The organism is Pantoea allii, assembly GCF_002307475.1.
Taxonomy (GTDB): domain Bacteria; phylum Pseudomonadota; class Gammaproteobacteria; order Enterobacterales; family Enterobacteriaceae; genus Pantoea; species Pantoea allii.
In genome coordinates, this window is sequence record NZ_NTMH01000011.1 from 206,810 (window position 1) to 223,633 (window position 16,824).

Annotated in this window: 14 protein-coding genes; 7 read left to right on the forward strand and 7 right to left on the reverse strand. The window is 53.3% G+C overall.

Annotated features, from left to right (window positions below):
• Nucleotides 1-114 precede the first annotated feature (114 nt).
• From metG to sanA, 6 genes are all read left to right on the forward strand, one after another.
• Nucleotides 115-2,148 carry a methionine--tRNA ligase gene (metG, locus tag CMR03_RS03870; RefSeq protein ID WP_096010833.1) on the forward strand — a complete coding sequence of 678 codons (2,034 nt, stop codon included), beginning with the start codon at nucleotides 115-117 and terminating at the stop codon, nucleotides 2,146-2,148.
• A 118-nt stretch (nucleotides 2,149-2,266) separates the two neighbouring features.
• Nucleotides 2,267-2,659 carry a CidA/LrgA family protein gene (locus CMR03_RS03875; RefSeq protein ID WP_096010834.1) on the forward strand — a complete coding sequence of 131 codons (393 nt, stop codon included), beginning with the start codon at nucleotides 2,267-2,269 and terminating at the stop codon, nucleotides 2,657-2,659.
• A complete protein-coding gene (locus CMR03_RS03880; RefSeq protein ID WP_096010835.1) occupies nucleotides 2,652-3,344 on the forward strand; it encodes a CidB/LrgB family autolysis modulator in 693 nt (230 codons plus the stop codon). Before CMR03_RS03875 ends, CMR03_RS03880 begins: the two co-directional genes overlap by 8 nt.
• A 119-nt stretch (nucleotides 3,345-3,463) precedes the next feature.
• Nucleotides 3,464-4,354: a cytidine deaminase gene (cdd, locus tag CMR03_RS03885; RefSeq protein ID WP_096010836.1), complete on the forward strand. Its 891-nt coding sequence runs from the start codon at nucleotides 3,464-3,466 to the stop codon at nucleotides 4,352-4,354.
• A 169-nt stretch (nucleotides 4,355-4,523) separates the two neighbouring features.
• Nucleotides 4,524-6,221 carry an NAD-dependent malic enzyme gene (locus tag CMR03_RS03890; RefSeq protein WP_096010837.1) on the forward strand — a complete coding sequence of 566 codons (1,698 nt, stop codon included), beginning with the start codon at nucleotides 4,524-4,526 and terminating at the stop codon, nucleotides 6,219-6,221.
• A 134-nt stretch (nucleotides 6,222-6,355) separates the two neighbouring features.
• Nucleotides 6,356-7,072: an outer membrane permeability protein SanA gene (sanA, locus tag CMR03_RS03895; RefSeq protein WP_063880207.1), complete on the forward strand. Its 717-nt coding sequence runs from the start codon at nucleotides 6,356-6,358 to the stop codon at nucleotides 7,070-7,072.
• A gap of 456 nt (nucleotides 7,073-7,528) precedes the next feature.
• Here the strand turns inward: sanA and mglC are convergent, their stop codons facing one another.
• From mglC to CMR03_RS03930, 7 genes are all read right to left on the reverse strand, one after another.
• Nucleotides 7,529-8,539: a galactose/methyl galactoside ABC transporter permease MglC gene (gene mglC, locus CMR03_RS03900; protein ID WP_063880208.1), complete on the reverse strand. Its 1,011-nt coding sequence runs from the start codon at nucleotides 8,537-8,539 to the stop codon at nucleotides 7,529-7,531.
• Between the two features lie 19 nt (nucleotides 8,540-8,558).
• Nucleotides 8,559-10,079, reverse strand: coding sequence for a galactose/methyl galactoside ABC transporter ATP-binding protein MglA (gene mglA / locus CMR03_RS03905; protein WP_063880209.1), 1,521 nt, complete (start codon nucleotides 10,077-10,079; stop codon nucleotides 8,559-8,561).
• 70 nt (nucleotides 10,080-10,149) lie between these two features.
• Entirely contained in the window at nucleotides 10,150-11,145 is a 996-nt protein-coding gene (gene mglB / locus CMR03_RS03910) for a galactose/glucose ABC transporter substrate-binding protein MglB (RefSeq protein WP_063881216.1), read from the reverse strand.
• A 317-nt stretch (nucleotides 11,146-11,462) separates the two neighbouring features.
• A complete protein-coding gene (gene galS, locus CMR03_RS03915; protein WP_096010838.1) occupies nucleotides 11,463-12,503 on the reverse strand; it encodes an HTH-type transcriptional regulator GalS in 1,041 nt (346 codons plus the stop codon).
• 142 nt (nucleotides 12,504-12,645) lie between these two features.
• The gene (yeiB, locus tag CMR03_RS03920) at nucleotides 12,646-13,806 is read right to left on the reverse strand and encodes a DUF418 domain-containing protein YeiB (RefSeq protein WP_096010839.1); all 1,161 of its coding nucleotides are present in this window, start codon (nucleotides 13,804-13,806) and stop codon (nucleotides 12,646-12,648) included.
• A gap of 50 nt (nucleotides 13,807-13,856) precedes the next feature.
• Nucleotides 13,857-14,522 (reverse strand): GTP cyclohydrolase I FolE, encoded by a 666-nt coding sequence (gene folE / locus CMR03_RS03925; protein ID WP_014594111.1) that lies wholly within the window; start codon nucleotides 14,520-14,522, stop codon nucleotides 13,857-13,859.
• 125 nt (nucleotides 14,523-14,647) lie between these two features.
• Complete coding sequence (locus CMR03_RS03930) at nucleotides 14,648-15,775, reverse strand: YbfB/YjiJ family MFS transporter (protein WP_096010840.1); 1,128 nt, start codon at nucleotides 15,773-15,775, stop codon at nucleotides 14,648-14,650.
• A gap of 106 nt (nucleotides 15,776-15,881) precedes the next feature.
• Here CMR03_RS03930 and ptrR point away from each other — a divergent pair, with 106 nt between their 5' ends.
• Nucleotides 15,882-16,793 carry a putrescine utilization regulator PtrR gene (ptrR, locus tag CMR03_RS03935; protein ID WP_063880214.1) on the forward strand — a complete coding sequence of 304 codons (912 nt, stop codon included), beginning with the start codon at nucleotides 15,882-15,884 and terminating at the stop codon, nucleotides 16,791-16,793.
• Nucleotides 16,794-16,824 lie beyond the last annotated feature (31 nt).

Below are 16,824 nucleotides of genomic sequence, written 5' to 3' on the forward strand. Positions count from 1 at the left end.
GATGCCGATCGTTTCGCGGGCTGTTGCGCATGGGAAATCCCTTGTGTTTACGCGGCTGTGCCCATCGGTTACCATCTAAGCCCGTTTTTTACTTAACTGAAAGCTACGCAAACTATGACTCAAGTCGCTAAAAAAATTCTGGTAACCTGCGCCCTGCCTTACGCAAACGGCTCAATTCATCTCGGTCACATGCTCGAGCATATCCAGGCGGACATTTGGGTGCGTTATCAGCGAATGCGTGGCAATCAGGTTTACTTCATCTGCGCCGATGACGCTCACGGCACACCGATCATGCTGAAAGCGCAGCAGCTTGGTATTGCGCCGGAGCAGATGATTGCTGAAATGAAACACGAGCATGAAACAGATTTCGCCGGTTTCAATATCAGCTATGACAACTATCACTCTACGCATGGCGATGAAAACCGTGAGCTTGCCGGGCTCATTTATGGTCGCCTGAAAGAGAACGGTTTTATTAAAAACCGCACGATTTCTCAGCTATACGATCCGGAAAAAGGCATGTTCCTGCCGGACCGTTTCGTCAAAGGCACCTGCCCGAAATGTAAGTCACCCGATCAATACGGTGATAACTGTGAAGTGTGCAGCGCGACCTACAGCCCGACTGAGCTGATCGACCCGAAATCCGTGGTTTCCGGTGCGACGCCGGTCCTGCGTGACTCTGAACACTTCTTCTTTGATCTGCCGTCGTTCAGCGAAATGCTGCGTGCCTGGACGCGTTCTGGTGCACTGCAAGAGCAGGTCGCAAACAAAATGCAGGAGTGGTTTGAGTCGGGACTGCAGCAGTGGGATATCTCCCGTGATGCGCCCTACTTTGGCTTTGAAATCCCAGGCGCGCCGGGCAAATATTTCTACGTCTGGCTGGATGCACCTATCGGCTACATGGGATCGTTTAAAAACCTGTGTGACAAGCGTGGCGATATCAACTTCGACGAATTCTGGCAGCAGGATTCGACCACGGAGCTGTATCACTTCATCGGTAAAGACATTGTCTACTTCCACAGTCTGTTCTGGCCGGCCATGCTGGAAGGCAGCGGTTTCCGTAAACCGAATAACCTGTTTGTGCATGGTTACGTGACCGTCAATGGCGCAAAAATGTCGAAGTCACGCGGGACCTTTATCAAAGCCAGCACCTGGTTACAGCATCTGGATGCCGACAGCCTGCGCTACTACTACGCGGCGAAGCTCTCTTCACGTATCGATGATATTGACCTGAACCTGGAAGATTTTGTTCAGCGCGTCAACGCCGATATCGTCAACAAAGTGGTCAACCTTGCCTCGCGTAATGCCGGTTTCATCACTAAACGTTTTGACGGCAAGCTGTCAGCGGAACTGGCCGATCCCGCCCTGTATCAAACCTTCCTGGACGCATCAGAGAAGATTGGTGAAGCCTGGGCGAGCCGTGAATTCAGCCGGGCCATTCGTGAAATCATGGCGCTGGCCGATTTGGCGAATCGCTATGTTGATGAGCAGGCACCCTGGGTGGTGGCGAAGCAGGAAGGCCGTGATGCAGACCTGCAGGCCATTTGCTCAATGGGCATCAACCTGTTCCGCATCCTGATGACCTGGCTGAAACCGGTGCTGCCATCGCTGACCGAACGTGCTGAAGCGTTCCTGAACAGCGAACTGCAATGGGATGGGATTCAACAGCCGCTGCTGAATCATCAGGTCGCGCCATTTAAGGCGCTTTATGGCCGTATTGAAATGGCGAAGGTCGAAGGCCTGATTGAGGCATCAAAAGTGGATGCGGCAGAAGCCAATAAACCGGCGGTAACCGGCCCACTGGCGGATGCACCTATTGGCGATACCATTACCATCGACGATTTTGCCAAAGTGGATATGCGCGTCGCGCTGATTGAGAAAGCGGAATTAGTCGAAGGGTCGGACAAACTGCTGCGTCTTGAGCTGGATCTGGGCGGTGAGAAGCGCCAGATTTTCTCAGGCATTCGTGCGGCCTATCCCGATCCCGCGGTGCTGGTCGGCAAGATGACCATCATCGTGGCCAACCTTGCGCCGCGTAAAATGCGGTTTGGCGTGTCGGAAGGCATGGTGCTGTCTGCCGGCCCCGGTGGCAAAGATCTGTTTGTCCTGTCCGTAGACAGCGGTGCCGTACCTGGCATGCCGGTGAAATAGTCCTCTGGCCATCCTCTGCGGTTTACCGCCGGGGATGGCGCTTCAGCCACACGGCTGATTGCTGGCAGGCCAGGCCGTTAGTGCGTATGATAAAACCCGTTAAAAACAGGAGCCTGTCATGCACACCGTGCTAACGATGAGTTGGCGTTATCTGCGCGCTTTTATCATTATTTATCTTTGCTTATATGCAGGAAACGGCATAGCCCTGCTGCTGCCCATCACCCTGCCCGGCAGCATCATCGGCATGCTTATTATGTTTGCGCTGCTTGCGTCGCAAATCCTGCCCGTGCGTTGGGTCAAGCCGGGTTGTCATCTGATTATCCGCTACATGGCGCTGCTGTTTGTGCCCATCAGCGTGGGCGTCATGAATTACACCGATATCCTCACCGCGCAATTCGGTCCTGTTGTCGTCTCCTGCCTTGTCAGTACCTTCGCTGTCCTTGCCATTGTGGGGTTAAGTGCCCATAAACTGCATTCGCGACCTACGGTCAAAGAGGTTAACGATGAATGATATTTGGTGGTCGTTGCCACTCACTGTCGGGGCGTTTTTACTGGCGCGCAAGCTGGCGGCAAGACTGAAGATATCGTTGCTGAATCCGTTACTGGTTTCCATGGCCGTGATTATTCCCATCCTGCTGTTACTGCACATGCCCTATGCCCGTTATTTCGCTGGCAGCGAGGTGCTGAATCAGCTGCTGCAACCCGCGGTGGTGGCCCTGGCGCTGCCGCTGTATGAACAGATGCATCAAATCCGTGCCCGCTGGAAATCCATTATCGGCGTGTGCGTGATTGGTAGCCTGACGGCAATGATTTCGGGCACCGCCATTGCGCTGTGGATGGGCGCAACCCCAGAAATCGCCGCCACGATTTTGCCAAAATCGGTGACCACCCCGATTGCCATGGCGGTCTCCCAATCTCTGCACGGCATTCCTGCGATTAGCGCGATTTGTGTGTTGATCGCGGGCGTGCTGGGTGCGGTATTTGGTCATATGCTACTGAATCTGTTAGGCGTGAAGAGCAAAGCGGCACGCGGCCTGGCGATTGGTAATGCCTCTCATGCACTGGGAACGGCACGGGCGGCGGAAATTGATTTTCAGGAAGGCGCCTTTAGTTCGCTGGCATTGGTGATTTGCGGCATCATCACCTCGTTGCTGGCTCCCTTTGTTTTCCCGCTGTTGCTGCACTGGTTTGGCTAAAACTTTGGGAGAGATCTCGCAAAGTTGAAAACTGTAAGACATGTTGCATTGTCAGAGCGACGGAGATCACATATAAACCGATGTCTGGCATACCGCTCTGATGATTGAATGAGGCTTCCATGCATCCACGTTTCCACTCTGCCGTTGAAGGACTTCCCGCTGCACTGCAAACCGCGCTTCGCCCGGTGCTGAACGAGCCGGGATTTGACGCGATGCTGCGGGCCGAGCAGGTCACCCTGTTGCAGGCGCAAACCAAACTGGATGCAGATGCCCTGGCGCTGGCGCTGCTGCCGGTCGCCGCCGCCTGCGCGGTGGCGACGCTGTCGCATTTTAACGTCGGTGCTATCGCGCGTGGCGTGAGCGGTAACTGGTATTTCGGTGCCAATATGGAGTTTACCGGTGCGACCATGCAGCAAACCGTTCATGCGGAGCAAAGCGCCATCACCCACGCCTGGCTGCGTGGCGAATCGCGCCTTGAAAGCATCACTGTCAACTACACGCCTTGCGGTCACTGTCGCCAGTTCATGAACGAACTCAACAGCGGTACAGACATTCGCATCAGCCTGCCGCAGCGCGACGTACAGACGCTGGCGCATTACCTGCCCGATGCGTTTGGCCCGGGTGATCTAAAGATTATGGAACGCCTGATGGATGATGTGGACCAGGGCTACGTTGTAACGGGCGATGCGCTGGCTCAGGCCGCGGTTAAGGCGGCCAATCGCTCTCATGCACCTTACAGCCGGGCGTTTAGCGGTGTCGCGTTACAGACCGTCTCAGGCCGTATTTTTAGCGGACGCTATGCAGAAAACGCGGCGTTCAATCCCAGCCTGCCGCCGCTGCAGGCCGCACTGATTTTACTGAACATGGCAGGTGAGTCCTGTCACGATATCCAGGCCGCCGCACTGGCCCAGACGCACCAGCCTGCTCTGGATCAGTTTTCGGCTACTCAGGCGACATTACGCGCGCTGGGTTGCGATCAACTGACGCAGGTGCCCCTGGCAAAAGCGTAATGTGCGGCACGGTTTTAAACAGTTTCTAAATCTTTTATTTACAAAAGCTGTACATCGGCGAGAAATTTCATAGGATCTGGCGCCAGGCCTTCGTCATCACAATAAAACTGGCGTCCACCCTACTCTTTGATTATTGCGCCAGGAAAACTTGCAACCGGAGCATGACTGCATGGAACTCGAATACGAAAGTAAACGCCCGCTATATATTCCCTATGCTGGCCCTATTTTGCTGGAATTTCCGCTGCTGAATAAAGGCAGCGCCTTCAGCATCGAAGAGCGCAATGAGTTCAATCTCAATGGCTTACTGCCTGAAGCTGTAGAATCCATCGAAGAGCAGGCAAAACGCGCATGGCGTCAGTTTCAGGACTTTAAAAACAATAACGATAAACATGTTTACCTGCGCAACATTCAGGACACCAACGAAACGCTGTTTTACCGCCTGCTGGACAACCATCTCGAAGAGATGATGCCGATTATTTATACCCCAACCGTCGGTGCCGCCTGCGAACATTTCTCGGAAATTTATCGTCGCGCACGCGGCGTATTCATCTCCTACCCCAATCGTGCGCACATCGAAGACATGCTGCAAAACGCCACCAAGCAGAACGTAAAAGTGATTGTGGTCACTGACGGAGAGCGCATCCTTGGCCTGGGCGATCAGGGCATTGGCGGTATGGGCATTCCAATCGGGAAGTTGTCACTGTACACCGCATGTGGCGGTATCAGCCCGGCTTACACGCTGCCCGTTGTGCTGGATGTGGGTACCAATAACCAGCAACTGCTGAACGATCCCTTGTATATGGGATGGCGTCATCCACGTATCACCGGTGAAGAATATGATGCCTTTGTCAATGAATTCATTCAGGCCGTTAAACGCCGCTGGCCGAAAGTGCTGTTGCAGTTTGAAGACTTTGCACAGAAAAACGCGATGCCGCTGCTGGAGCGCTACCGTGATGAAGTGTGCTGCTTCAATGACGACATTCAGGGCACCGCTGCCGTGACCGTCGGCACTCTGATTGCCGCAAGCCGCGCTGCCGGAAGCCGCCTGTGTGAGCAGAAGGTCGTCTTCCTGGGCGCAGGTTCCGCCGGTTGTGGTATTGCTGAGCAGATTGTTGCCCAAATGAAGTCGGAAGGTCTGAGCGACGACGAAGCACGTAGTCGCGTTATGATGGTGGATCGCTTTGGTCTGCTGACCGACAAACTGCCTAACCTGCTGGATTTCCAGAGCAGGCTGGTGCAGAAAAGCGGCAATCTTAAAGACTGGGATACGTCAAGCGACGCTATCTCCCTGCTGGACGTCGTGCGTAATGCACAGCCCGACATTTTAATCGGTGTGTCAGGTCAGCCTGGCCTGTTCACGGAAGAGATCATCCGTGAGATGCATAAGCACTGCAAACGTCCTATTGTGATGCCGCTTTCCAACCCAACCTCGCGCGTTGAAGCCACCCCAGCAGACATTATTGCCTGGACTGATGGTGCAGCGCTGGTGGCCACCGGTAGCCCGTTCTCACCGGTTTCCTGGAACGGCAAAACCTACCCGATTGCGCAGTGCAACAACTCGTACATCTTCCCGGGTATCGGTTTGGGTGTGATCGCCTCTGGCGCGTCCCGTGTCACCGATACCATGCTGATGACGGCCAGCCGTGCGCTGGCGGATTGCTCACCGCTGGTGAACGACGGTGAAGGTCCGGTACTGCCTGAAATCAAAGATATTCAGGGCGTGTCGAAGATTATCGCCATGGAAGTGGGTAAAGCCGCGCAGCTGGCTGGCGTGGCAGTGGTGACCTCAGAAGACGTGCTGTCACAGTCCATCGCGAACAATTTCTGGCTGCCTCAATACCGTCATTATCGCCGTACCTCGATCTAAAAATTGCTGCGCTGGGTCGTCATTGATTCAGCGCAGCTCAAATTTACACCAGCCAAACGGGGTAAACTTGCTTAGCAGGTGTAGCTCAAGTAGCCTTGTCCCACCAAAACTTCTGATCTCGAGTGCTCAGGCGCATGCTGAAACGCGTTTTCATTGCTCTGCTTTTCATCATCTTAACGATGGTGGCGACGGCGTTCGGCCTTGATCGCTGGATCAGCTGGAAAACGGCACCTTATATTTATGACAACCTCGCATCGCTCCCTCATCGACAAGTGGGCGTCGTGCTGGGAACGGCGAAATATTACCGCACAGGTGTGATTAATCAGTATTACCTCTACCGAATGCAGGGCGCGCTCAACGCCTATAACAGCGGTAAGGTTAACTACCTGCTGTTGAGCGGTGACAATGCACAGCAAAGCTACAACGAGCCGATGACAATGCGGCGCGATTTGATCAAAGGCGGTGTCGATCCTGCTGATATCGTGCTGGACTATGCCGGCTTCCGTACCCTGGATTCGATAGTGCGCACGCGCAAGGTATTTGATACCAATGACTTTATTATCATCACCCAGCGCTTTCACTGCGAGCGGGCACTGTTTATCGCTTTACATCTCGGCATTCAGGCTCAGTGCTACGCAGTGCCGTCCCCTAAAAATATGCTCAGCGTGCGGATGCGTGAAGTGGGTGCACGTCTTGGCGCGCTGGCGGATCTGTTTTTGCTGAAGCGCGAACCACGTTTCCTTGGCCCGCTGGTACCGATCCCTGCCGTGCATGAGATACCTGAAGATGCACAAAGCTATCCGGCCGTGACCCCGGAACAACTGCTGGAACTCGAACAGAAACGCCGTTAGTTATCCCGCCAGCTCAGTGCTGCTTTTCCTTAACTGAAAGGGCTGACGAGACTTCGCACGGCGCTTCCTGCCCTGCCATCTTTTCATCCTGCCATCTTTTCATTCTGCCGTTCTGCCGTTCTGCCGTTCTGCCGTTCTGCCGTTCTACTCTCAGTGTTAGAAATCATACGAAAAGGCAATATCGCATCCAGCGCCCGTCGAGGGCTGAAGGCGAACAGACGTGCAGGAGACTGTTCTTCACTGGCCAGTTTATGCACTTATCGAGTTACGGATTTCTGGGTTTGCGGGTTTGCGGGTTTGCGGGTTTGCGGGTTTGCGATTTTAGCTGATGAACTGATGAACTGATGAACTGATGATATTAAGGCCGTGCCCAGCCTAAAGACCAGCTGACGAACGCGCATTTGCACGGTCCAAAAAAAAGCGGCCCGGAGGCCGCTTGTATGATTGCCACTTCTGTTATTTTTTACGCGAATACTTCAGCGAGTCGAGCGCCACTGCAAAGATAATGATGCCGCCCTTGATGATGTACTGCCAGTAAGGGTTCACACCGATGTAGGTCAAACCGTAGTTGATAACGGTAAAGATCAGTACACCGGTCACCACGCCCGCAACGGTACCCACACCACCGGCGAAGGAGACCCCGCCGACGACGCAGGCTGCAATTGCATCTAACTCATACATAAAGCCGAGGTTGTTGGTGGCTGAGCCGATACGGCCCGCTTCCAGCATGCCGCCGAAGGCATAAAACACACCGGACAAGGCATAAATTAAAATCAGGTTCAGGTTAACATTGACGCCTGAGACTTTCGCCGCTTCCGGGTTGCCCCCGATGGCAAAAATGTTTTTACCAAAGCGGGTTTTATTCCACAGAATCCAGACGAAAACGATGGCAACCAGCGCATAGAACGTGATGTACGACAGCTTGAAATCACCGAAACGCAGAAACCCCTGAGTAAAGGTTGAGAAGCCGTCATAAAAACCTGCGATAGGTGACGCACCCACAAAGTCGTAATACAGGGAGTTAATACCGTAAACGATAATCATGGTGCCGAGCGTGGTAATAAACGGCGTCACTTTGAGATAGGCAATAATAATACCGTTAACCAGCCCAATCACTGCACCAATTGCACAGACGATCAGAATAACCACTGGGATTGGTACAGTTTCCATGTGTGGAAACACTTTATTGACGTTATCCATCGACTGCAGCAGCGTTGCCGCGACAACCGCCGCCAGTCCCACCTGACGGCCTGCTGACAGGTCCGTACCCTGGGTCACAATCAGCCCGGCGACGCCCAATGCGATAATAATACGCACCGAGGACTGGGTGAGAATGTTACTCAGGTTCATTAAACTTAAAAATGTCGGGTCCTGGAAAATAATAATAGCCAGTAGTACCAGCAGTACGACATAAATGCCGCCCTCTTTAAGCCAGGTTAGCGCATTCTTTTTTGTAGTCGCTTTCATGTTAACAGCCCTTACTTCATTAAAGGTGTAATGACGCTAAACGCAATATTTCGTTCTGCGTGGTAGTTTTCGTATCAACAATGCCGGCTACCAGACCGTTACTCATTACCAGAATACGATCGGTGATGCCTAACAGCTCTGGCATTTCGGAAGAGATAATAATGATGCCCTTTTCTTTCTTTGCCAGCTCCGCCATCAACTGGTAAATCTCGAATTTGGCACCCACATCAATCCCGCGCGTCGGTTCATCGAGCATTAATATTTCGGGCTGAGTCAGCAACCAGCGTCCAATAATCACTTTCTGTTGGTTACCACCAGAAAGCGAACCAATTTGCGTATGGTGCCCAGGGGTTTTTACCCGCATGGAATCGATCACCCATTGGGTATCGCTTTTCATGCGTTTATTATCCAGCAGGCCAATACTGTTCTTATATTTTTTGATATTGGATATAAGAGAATTAAAGCCAATATCCAAAAAAGCATAAATACCGGTAGAACGACGCTCTTCCGTCACCAGCGCAAAGCCGTGGTTAATGGCTTCATTGGCCGTATGATTGTTAATCGTTTTACCATGCAGTTTAATGGTGCCGCCTGATTTTTCGCGAATGCCAAACAGCGTTTCAACGATATCAGTACGTTTTGCACCCACTAACCCGGCAATGCCGAGTATCTCCCCTTTACGCAAATCAAACGAAATATCACGAATAGAAGGCTGACGCAGTGAGGTCAGATTACGCACCTCAAGAATGGTTTCTCCCGGGACGTTGATACGATCCGGGAAGCGCTGGCTCAGTGAACGTCCGACCATCATGGAGATGATCTTATCCATATCCAGCCCTTCAAGCGGCTGAGTCGTAATCCACTGACCATCACGCAGGATGGTAATTTCATCGCACAGCTGGAAGATCTCTTCCATCTTATGCGAGATATAAACAATACCGCAGCCGCGATCTTTCAGCTTACGGATAATCGTGAACAGATGATTAACTTCTTTTTCCGTTAAGGAGGAAGTCGGTTCATCCATGATCACGATTTTTGCGTCATAGGAAAACGCTTTAGCAATCTCAATCATCTGCATTTGCGAGACAGAGAGATGGGCGACTTTATCACGAGGATCGATATTGATATCCAGCTCGTCAAAAATCGCTTTGGTATCACGGTACATTTTGTCCTGATCGACAAAGAAGCCTTTGCGTGGATAACGCCCAAGCCACATGTTGTCCATCACGGTGCGTTGCAATACCAGATTTAATTCCTGATGCACCATTGATACGCCGTTTTCCAGCGCTTCTTTGGAGCTTTTATAATCAATTTCCTGCCCTTGAAAAAGAATACTGCCGGTATCTTTTTTATAGATACCAAACAAGCACTTTAACAACGTCGATTTACCAGCGCCGTTTTCACCCATCAGTGCATGAACGGAGTGAGGCCGCACTTTTAAATTAACGTTATCGAGAGCTTTCACGCCGGGAAATGATTTACTGACGTCGGTCATTTCCAGCAGATATTCGCGCTGCGCGGTCGTATTATCACTGGCCATAATTTACCTGGCTAAAAAACGGTGATGACATAAAAAAGGCGCAGCAGCTGCCGCGCCCATCTGCAAAAACTTATTTCTGGAACTGAGACAGGTTTTCTTGATCGACCGGTACATAAGGTACGCGGACGATCTTATCTACCATCTTGAAGTTGGTGCCTGCCGTAGCCGGTTTGCCATCTGCAAGGTTTTTCGCCATATCAATGGTCGCTTTCGCCTGGTTTTCCGCGTCATTCAGCACGGTACCCGCCATTGCACCTGACTTAACCAGCGCCAGCGCTTCAGGTAACGCATCCACACCGAATACCGGAATGGAAGACATGTTGTGCGCTTTCAGTGCTTCAACTGCGCCCATTGCCATTGCATCGTTGTTAGCGATAACCACTTCAATTTTCTTAGCGTTTGGACCAGACAGCCATGCGTCCATCTTATCCTTCGCCTGAGCGGTATCCCACATAGCCGTATCCATCGCTAACTTCTGGGTTTTCAGGCCGTCTTTGTTCAGCGTGTCGATAACATATTTGGTACGTGCTTCTGCATCAGGATGGCCTGGCTCGCCTTTCAGCAGAACATACTGGATCACGCCATCTTTATTCAGGTCCCATGCTGGGGTCGCTTTCCAGTGCTTCTCAATCAGTTTGCCCTGAATCACGCCTGACTCTTTAGAGTCGGTACCCACGTAGTACGCTTTGTCATAGCCGGCCAGCACTTTAGCGTTAGGCTCTTTATTGAAGAACACCACGGGAATATCGTTAGCACGGGCTTTTTGCACGACAACGGCCGCCGCAGCCGGGTCAACCAGGTTAATGGCTAACGCTTTCACGCCTTTTGCCATCAGCACGTCAATTTGATCGTTCTGTTTGGATTGATCGTTCTGTGAGTCATTCATCAGCAGCTGAATGCCGCCCAGTGTATTGGCTTCTTTCTCGATATCTTTACGAACCATCGACATAAAGTTGTCGTCGTATTTGTAAATGGTCACGCCGATGCGTGTGTCAGCGGCATGAGCAGTTGCACCAAACATCATGCTGGCAACCAGTGCTGTGAGCGTGAAAACCTTCTTATTCATGGTATCTCCGGTTTTTTTTGCAGGGTCTTTTTTTGTTCAGCCGCCCAGATGGCGTCAGAACATCAGGTAGAATTATTCGGCGAGGCAGGATGCGCTTTATCAGGCGGAGCCCCTGCTGTGCCATGCAAAACTCGACTTCCGTGACTTCCGTGTAGGCAATGCATCCATAGTGCGTGTCATGAACCATGTAAACCGACGCCCGGTCGGCCCCCTCATGAAGAGAGTGGCGTTACATAATGTTTCAGTACTGTTAGACGCTGCCATCATAGTGAGAGCAATGTTAATTAACTGTGAATACAATCACAGATTGAAAACGGTTACATCGCTGAATCGCCTGAATTAGTGACGGACTCCACAATTTGCTTTTGCGCCACCGAGTGGCGGCGTACCAGCGTCGGCATAAAGATGTGTTTTGCACTGCTGTCGATACAGCCCGCCGCGCCCTGAAGCGCCAGCTCAGTGGCAAGTTTCGCCATAGAAACAATAGGATAACGGACCGTGGTCAGTTGAGGATCGGTATAACGTGAAATCGGGATATCATCGAAGCCCACCACTGAAAAATGCTGGGGCACCTGAATACCGTTGTCTTTTAAGGCCGTGAGGGCTCCCGCCGCCATGCTGTCGTTGTAGGTGAAGATGGCACTGAGGTTGAGATTACGGCCCAGGAGTTCCACCATTGCCGCTTCGCCCCCTTGCATATCAGGCTCCGCGCTGGCAATCCAGCTTTCCTGCGGGCGAATCCCCTGCTCTGCCATTGCCTGCAGCCAGCCTTCCCGCCGCTGCGCGACATCTTCGATAGGATGGCTGGAACACAGATAGCCAATGCGGCAATGACCCTGTTGCAGCAGCATTCTTGAGGCCATCAATGCGCCTGTTACATTATCAAGGCTGACGCAACGGTGCTCAAAACCCGGCACGCTACGGTTAATCACCACCATACCGGGCACCTGGCTCATAAAATCAGCCAGTTCCGCGTCTGAAAGCGTTTTCGCGTGCACCACCAGCGCATTGCAGCGTTGGCGAATCAGTACCTCAATCGCATGACGCTCTTTCTCTTCATGGTGCCAGGAGTTACTGATCAGAACATGTTTATGTACGCGCTGTGCCACCGTGTCTACCGCCTTGACCAGCGCGCCAAAAAAGGGATCGGACACATCCATGACGACCACCCCGATGGTATCGCTCACCTGGGTTGCCAGCGCCTGTGCATTGGCATTTGGGCGATAGCCCAGAGCGTCAACCGCCTGTAACACCACTTCACGTGTTTCAGCGGTGACCGCGCTGCTGTTATTTAGTACGCGCGAAACGGTAGCGACCGACACACCGGCCTGACGCGCAACATCACGAATCGTTATCATGCAGCACTTCCAGAGAGATAAGGCATTATGCCAGTTACAACACCGGCGCTATTTTGTCAGGGAAGAAGAGCGTGCAGCGTGAATTACGTCACATCAATGAAAACGGTTACATACAATTCTGTAACCTTTGTGATGGCGGTCATTATCTTTCAGAAGGGGAAGTGGATGAGGTGCCTGCCGCAATTTGCGTCAGACGACGCCAGACCCATTCCATTGGGCCCTGCGGAAAATAGCGCAACCACAGCACAGAAAACAGCAGGTTAACGCACCAGATGGCCGGTACCAGCATAACCAGCTGTAGCCGTGAGAAATGCATAAACAAGCCGAAGCGGTAAAACAGCGTGGTGCATATCAGGGATTGCAACAGATAGTTGCTGAGCGCCATCCTGCCCACGCAGCGGATGGCATAGCTCAGCCGCCAGCGTTGGAGAGAAGGCCAAAAGCCGAAACATAATGCGACATAGCCAAGACTGATCAATGGACTGGCCAGGTCACGCGGCAGTTGCAGAAAAAAAGCGCTCCAGCGGTAATCCCAGTCGACCCACCACTGTGCGGCAACACCGACAGTAGCGATCAGTAACCCCAGCGGCAATAACATTGCGGCTACGCGCCGGTAGTGCTGTACCGGAAAGGCGCCTTTCAGCCAGCCGCAGCGCACCAGAGCAGCACCCAGCATCATCAATCCGGCCAGTTGCCAGCCATACTGCGCCACCAGCGCCATCAGGCCCGAGGAAAGGTGGTCCAGACGAATCTGCACGGCAGCCAGGCCGCCCGTCAGCTTCCAGAACTGTTCATACTGAATCCCGGCGGCGCCCGGGAGCCACGATGGCGAAGGTTCAGGGCTGGAGATAAGCCCGAACACCAGCAATACGGCACATCCCATCAGATAGAGCAGGACGCCCGTGTTAATGAGCCCTCGCGTAGAAGGTACATCACGCAACATACGCCAGGTGATCAGCCCGATAATGCCGTAATCCAGTAAAATATCCCCTTCCCAGATAAAGACACTGTGAATAAATCCCAGCACCACTAACAAGGATAAACGGGCACTCAGCCAGCGACTGCCGCGTGACAGCTGCATTTGCAGCCCTGCGCCAAACAGCAGAGCGAATAGCGTCAGGAATTTGAGCTGGGCAAAGATGTCGGAAATGGCCCATGTCCAGGCATCAGAGAGCGTGACGCTGCCTTGCCAGGCGGGATTGAGATACGCGGCGGAAGGTAAACCAAAGCCAATAATGTTTAACACCAGAATGCCGAGAATGGCACAGCCCCGAATGAAATCCAGCACGAGGTAGCGTTGCATGTGGAATCCTGAAGTATCAGGCAGACGACAGCCGCGCCCGCCTGTCAGCTTTAGTTATGACGTACCGCGCGCAGAAATTCCTGACGGGTGTTTTGGCTGGATTTAAACAGGCCGCCCAGCGAGGTCGTCGTGGTCGCGCTGGTTGCATCCTTCACGCCGCGCGCTTTGACACAATAGTGAACGGCATCAATCGAGACGGCAACGTTGTTGGTGCCCAACAGCGTCTGCAGCGCCAGCAGGACCTGCTGGGTTAAACGCTCCTGCACCTGAGGCCGCTGTGCGAAAAACTGTACGATACGGTTGATCTTTGATAAGCCAATCACTTTATCTTTGGGGATGTAGGCAACCGTCGCTTTCCCATCGATAATCACAAAGTGATGTTCGCAGGTGCTGGTCAGCGTAATGTCGCGAACCGTGACCATCTCATCCACTTTCATCTTGTTTTCAATGAGGGTGATTTTGGGGAAGTTGGCATAATCGAGACCGGAAAAGACCTCATCGACATACATTTTGGCGATGCGGTGCGGGGTTTCCATCAGGCTGTCATCTTCAAGATCCAGATTCAGCAGCTGCATGATTTCCGTCATATGGCCTGCAATCAGGCTCTTACGCGTTTCATCGTCTATTTCACGCGTGGGTGCACGCAGCGGCGTTTCCAGTCCACGCGCCAGCAGCGCTTCGTGGACCAGTGCAGCTTCCTGACTTAAGGTACTCATCTTACTCTTCTCCGGCAGGTGTTGCGCCCGCCGTTTGTTGCCAGCGGGTCATATTACTGAGCGCGTATTGTGAAACTTTCTGTGCAGGTAATCCAGCAATCAATCTGATTGGGGATGAAAGCTTTTCATGCTGCCCGTCGCCAGACCAGCAACCCTGCCCATATCAGGCTGGCACCGGCGACCCACAAGGCAGGCTCCAGGCGATGTAAGAACAGCGTTGAAAGCGAGGAAAGCATCGGCCCTGCCAACTGCCCAATCGCATATCCGGTTGTCAGCAGCCCGGCCATGTAACGCATATGTTGCGGTGCCAGCTCACGGGCGCAGAGCAGCGACAGCTGCACCACGCACAGAAAGCCCCCGCCGACCAGCAGCGCGCCTGTTAGCAGGCCGCTGAATCCAGGGAGCAGCGCCGCCGCCAGCACGCCCAACGCCTGCGCCCACAGCACCACGGCTAAGCGGGCATGGCTGCTGCCTGTCCGGCGAGTGGCAATGCCTAACACAATACCCACAACTGCCGCCCCACCGAATACCGGCCAGACAAACTGGGCCGTGGCACTGTCAGGGAAACGCGCTGCTGCCATCTGTGAAAGAAAGGTTGCTGGCAAAATATAGCCAAAGCCGGCCAGACTGTAACTCAGAACTAGCCGCTTCAGATTGCGGGTCAGAACCAGCGGTTGCGGGGCCTGTTCGGGCCGATGCAGTTCACCCGCGCGCGGCAGGTTGCGGCTGATAAGCGCGACCAGTACCGCTGCCAGCGCTGCATAAACCGACCAGGCCAGTGCTGCGCTGACCTGTAAACTGTGTAGCGCCACGGCCAACAGGCCGCTGACAAAAATGCCTGCGCCCGGCCCGGCAAACACCGCTGCCGACAGGCCGGGACGGCCATGGTGGTGCAACTGCTCGTTGCTCCAGGCCGCGACCAGCACCATCGCCCAGCCGCTGGCCCAACCAATAACAAAGCGGATCACCCCATGCCATCCAGGCCCGTCAGCCAGTGCTGACAACGCCGTCAGTACAACGGTGCCCCATATTCCCAGTTGCAGACGCAGCTCAACGCGTTGGTGCGCGCGCATGGCATCAAAAGATCCACACAGATAACCCAGGTAGTTTAACGCCGCCACCAGACTGGCGCTGGTGAGGGTTAACTGATGTTCCTGGATCATCAAGGGCACCTGGGGGGTAAAGGTAAAGCGCCCTATTCCCATAGCCACAAACAAGGTTAAAAATGCACTTATCGCCACGCGAAACGCCATCTGGTACCTCAGTTTTTTGCGTTGAAACTTGCTTATAGCATGAACGATGCTTAAACTCACAAAAAGTGAATAATCTTAAGCAACTTGTTTACGGTAAGAGAACACTATGGATTTAGTTCAGTTACGTATGTTCTGTTCCGTGGCAGAGAGCGGTTCCCTGGCCCGTGCGGCAGAACACTTGCATCGGGTACCGTCCAATCTCACCACGCGCCTGCGCCAGTTGGAAGAGGAATTGGGGGTGGATCTGTTTATTCGCGAAAAACAGCGCATCCGGTTATCGCCTATGGGCCATAATTTCCTTAATTACGCACAGCGTATTCTGGCGTTGAGTGATGAAGCATTAAGCATGACCCGGGCGGGTAAGCCTGGCGGTAACTTCGCGCTTGGCTCCATGGAGAGCACGGCGGCGACGCGCCTGCCCGGCCTTCTTGCTGCCTACCATCAACGTTTTCCTGCGGTCGCCTTATCGCTGATCACCGGCACCTCGGGAGAAATTATCGATCGGGTGCGCGAAGGCACCCTGGCGGCAGCCCTGGTCGATGGGCCGGTTCAACACGACGATCTCAATGGCTGCATTGCCTTTCGCGAGGAAATGGTTTTAATCACCGACCTTGACCATATCCCGGTGACCTGCGCACGGGACACCCAGGAGGATACCTTGTTTGCGTTTCGTAACAGCTGCTCCTACCGGGTTAAACTTGAAGCATGGTATCGCGACAGTCAGGCGGCACCTAACACGGTGATGGAGATTCAGTCCTATCACGCCATGCTGGCCTGCGTGGCGGGCGGTGCTGGCGTTGCCATGATACCGGCGTCGGTCCTGAAACAGATGCCAGACCGCGCCCGTGTGCAGGTACACAGCCTTCCGGCTGAATACCGCGACACCGCCACCTGGCTGATGTGGCGACGCGATGCCTTCACGCCCAACGTTGAGGCGCTGAAGTACCTTATTATCGAACAATTTCACGATCGTCCGCTCAATGATGAGCTGATGCATCCATTGCATGCAGCGGAATAGTGTTTCCGCGCTATTTTTAACTTATCACGAC

Excerpts from the sequence above, each read along its gene's own strand:
- metG (WP_096010833.1), top strand. The coding sequence starts at position 115 with ATGACTCAAGTCGCTAAAAAAATTCTGGTAACCTGCGCCCTGCCTTAC.
- CMR03_RS03875 (WP_096010834.1), top strand. The coding sequence starts at position 2,267 with ATGCACACCGTGCTAACGATGAGTTGGCGTTATCTGCGCGCTTTTATC.
- CMR03_RS03880 (WP_096010835.1), top strand. The coding sequence starts at position 2,652 with ATGAATGATATTTGGTGGTCGTTGCCACTCACTGTCGGGGCGTTTTTA.
- cdd (WP_096010836.1), top strand. The coding sequence starts at position 3,464 with ATGCATCCACGTTTCCACTCTGCCGTTGAAGGACTTCCCGCTGCACTG.
- CMR03_RS03890 (WP_096010837.1), top strand. The coding sequence starts at position 4,524 with ATGGAACTCGAATACGAAAGTAAACGCCCGCTATATATTCCCTATGCT.
- sanA (WP_063880207.1), top strand. The coding sequence starts at position 6,356 with ATGCTGAAACGCGTTTTCATTGCTCTGCTTTTCATCATCTTAACGATG.
- mglC (WP_063880208.1), bottom strand. The coding sequence starts at position 8,539 with ATGAAAGCGACTACAAAAAAGAATGCGCTAACCTGGCTTAAAGAGGGC.
- mglA (WP_063880209.1), bottom strand. The coding sequence starts at position 10,079 with ATGGCCAGTGATAATACGACCGCGCAGCGCGAATATCTGCTGGAAATG.
- mglB (WP_063881216.1), bottom strand. The coding sequence starts at position 11,145 with ATGAATAAGAAGGTTTTCACGCTCACAGCACTGGTTGCCAGCATGATG.
- galS (WP_096010838.1), bottom strand. The coding sequence starts at position 12,503 with ATGATAACGATTCGTGATGTTGCGCGTCAGGCCGGTGTGTCGGTCGCT.
- yeiB (WP_096010839.1), bottom strand. The coding sequence starts at position 13,806 with ATGCAACGCTACCTCGTGCTGGATTTCATTCGGGGCTGTGCCATTCTC.
- folE (WP_014594111.1), bottom strand. The coding sequence starts at position 14,522 with ATGAGTACCTTAAGTCAGGAAGCTGCACTGGTCCACGAAGCGCTGCTG.
- CMR03_RS03930 (WP_096010840.1), bottom strand. The coding sequence starts at position 15,775 with ATGGCGTTTCGCGTGGCGATAAGTGCATTTTTAACCTTGTTTGTGGCT.
- ptrR (WP_063880214.1), top strand. The coding sequence starts at position 15,882 with ATGGATTTAGTTCAGTTACGTATGTTCTGTTCCGTGGCAGAGAGCGGT.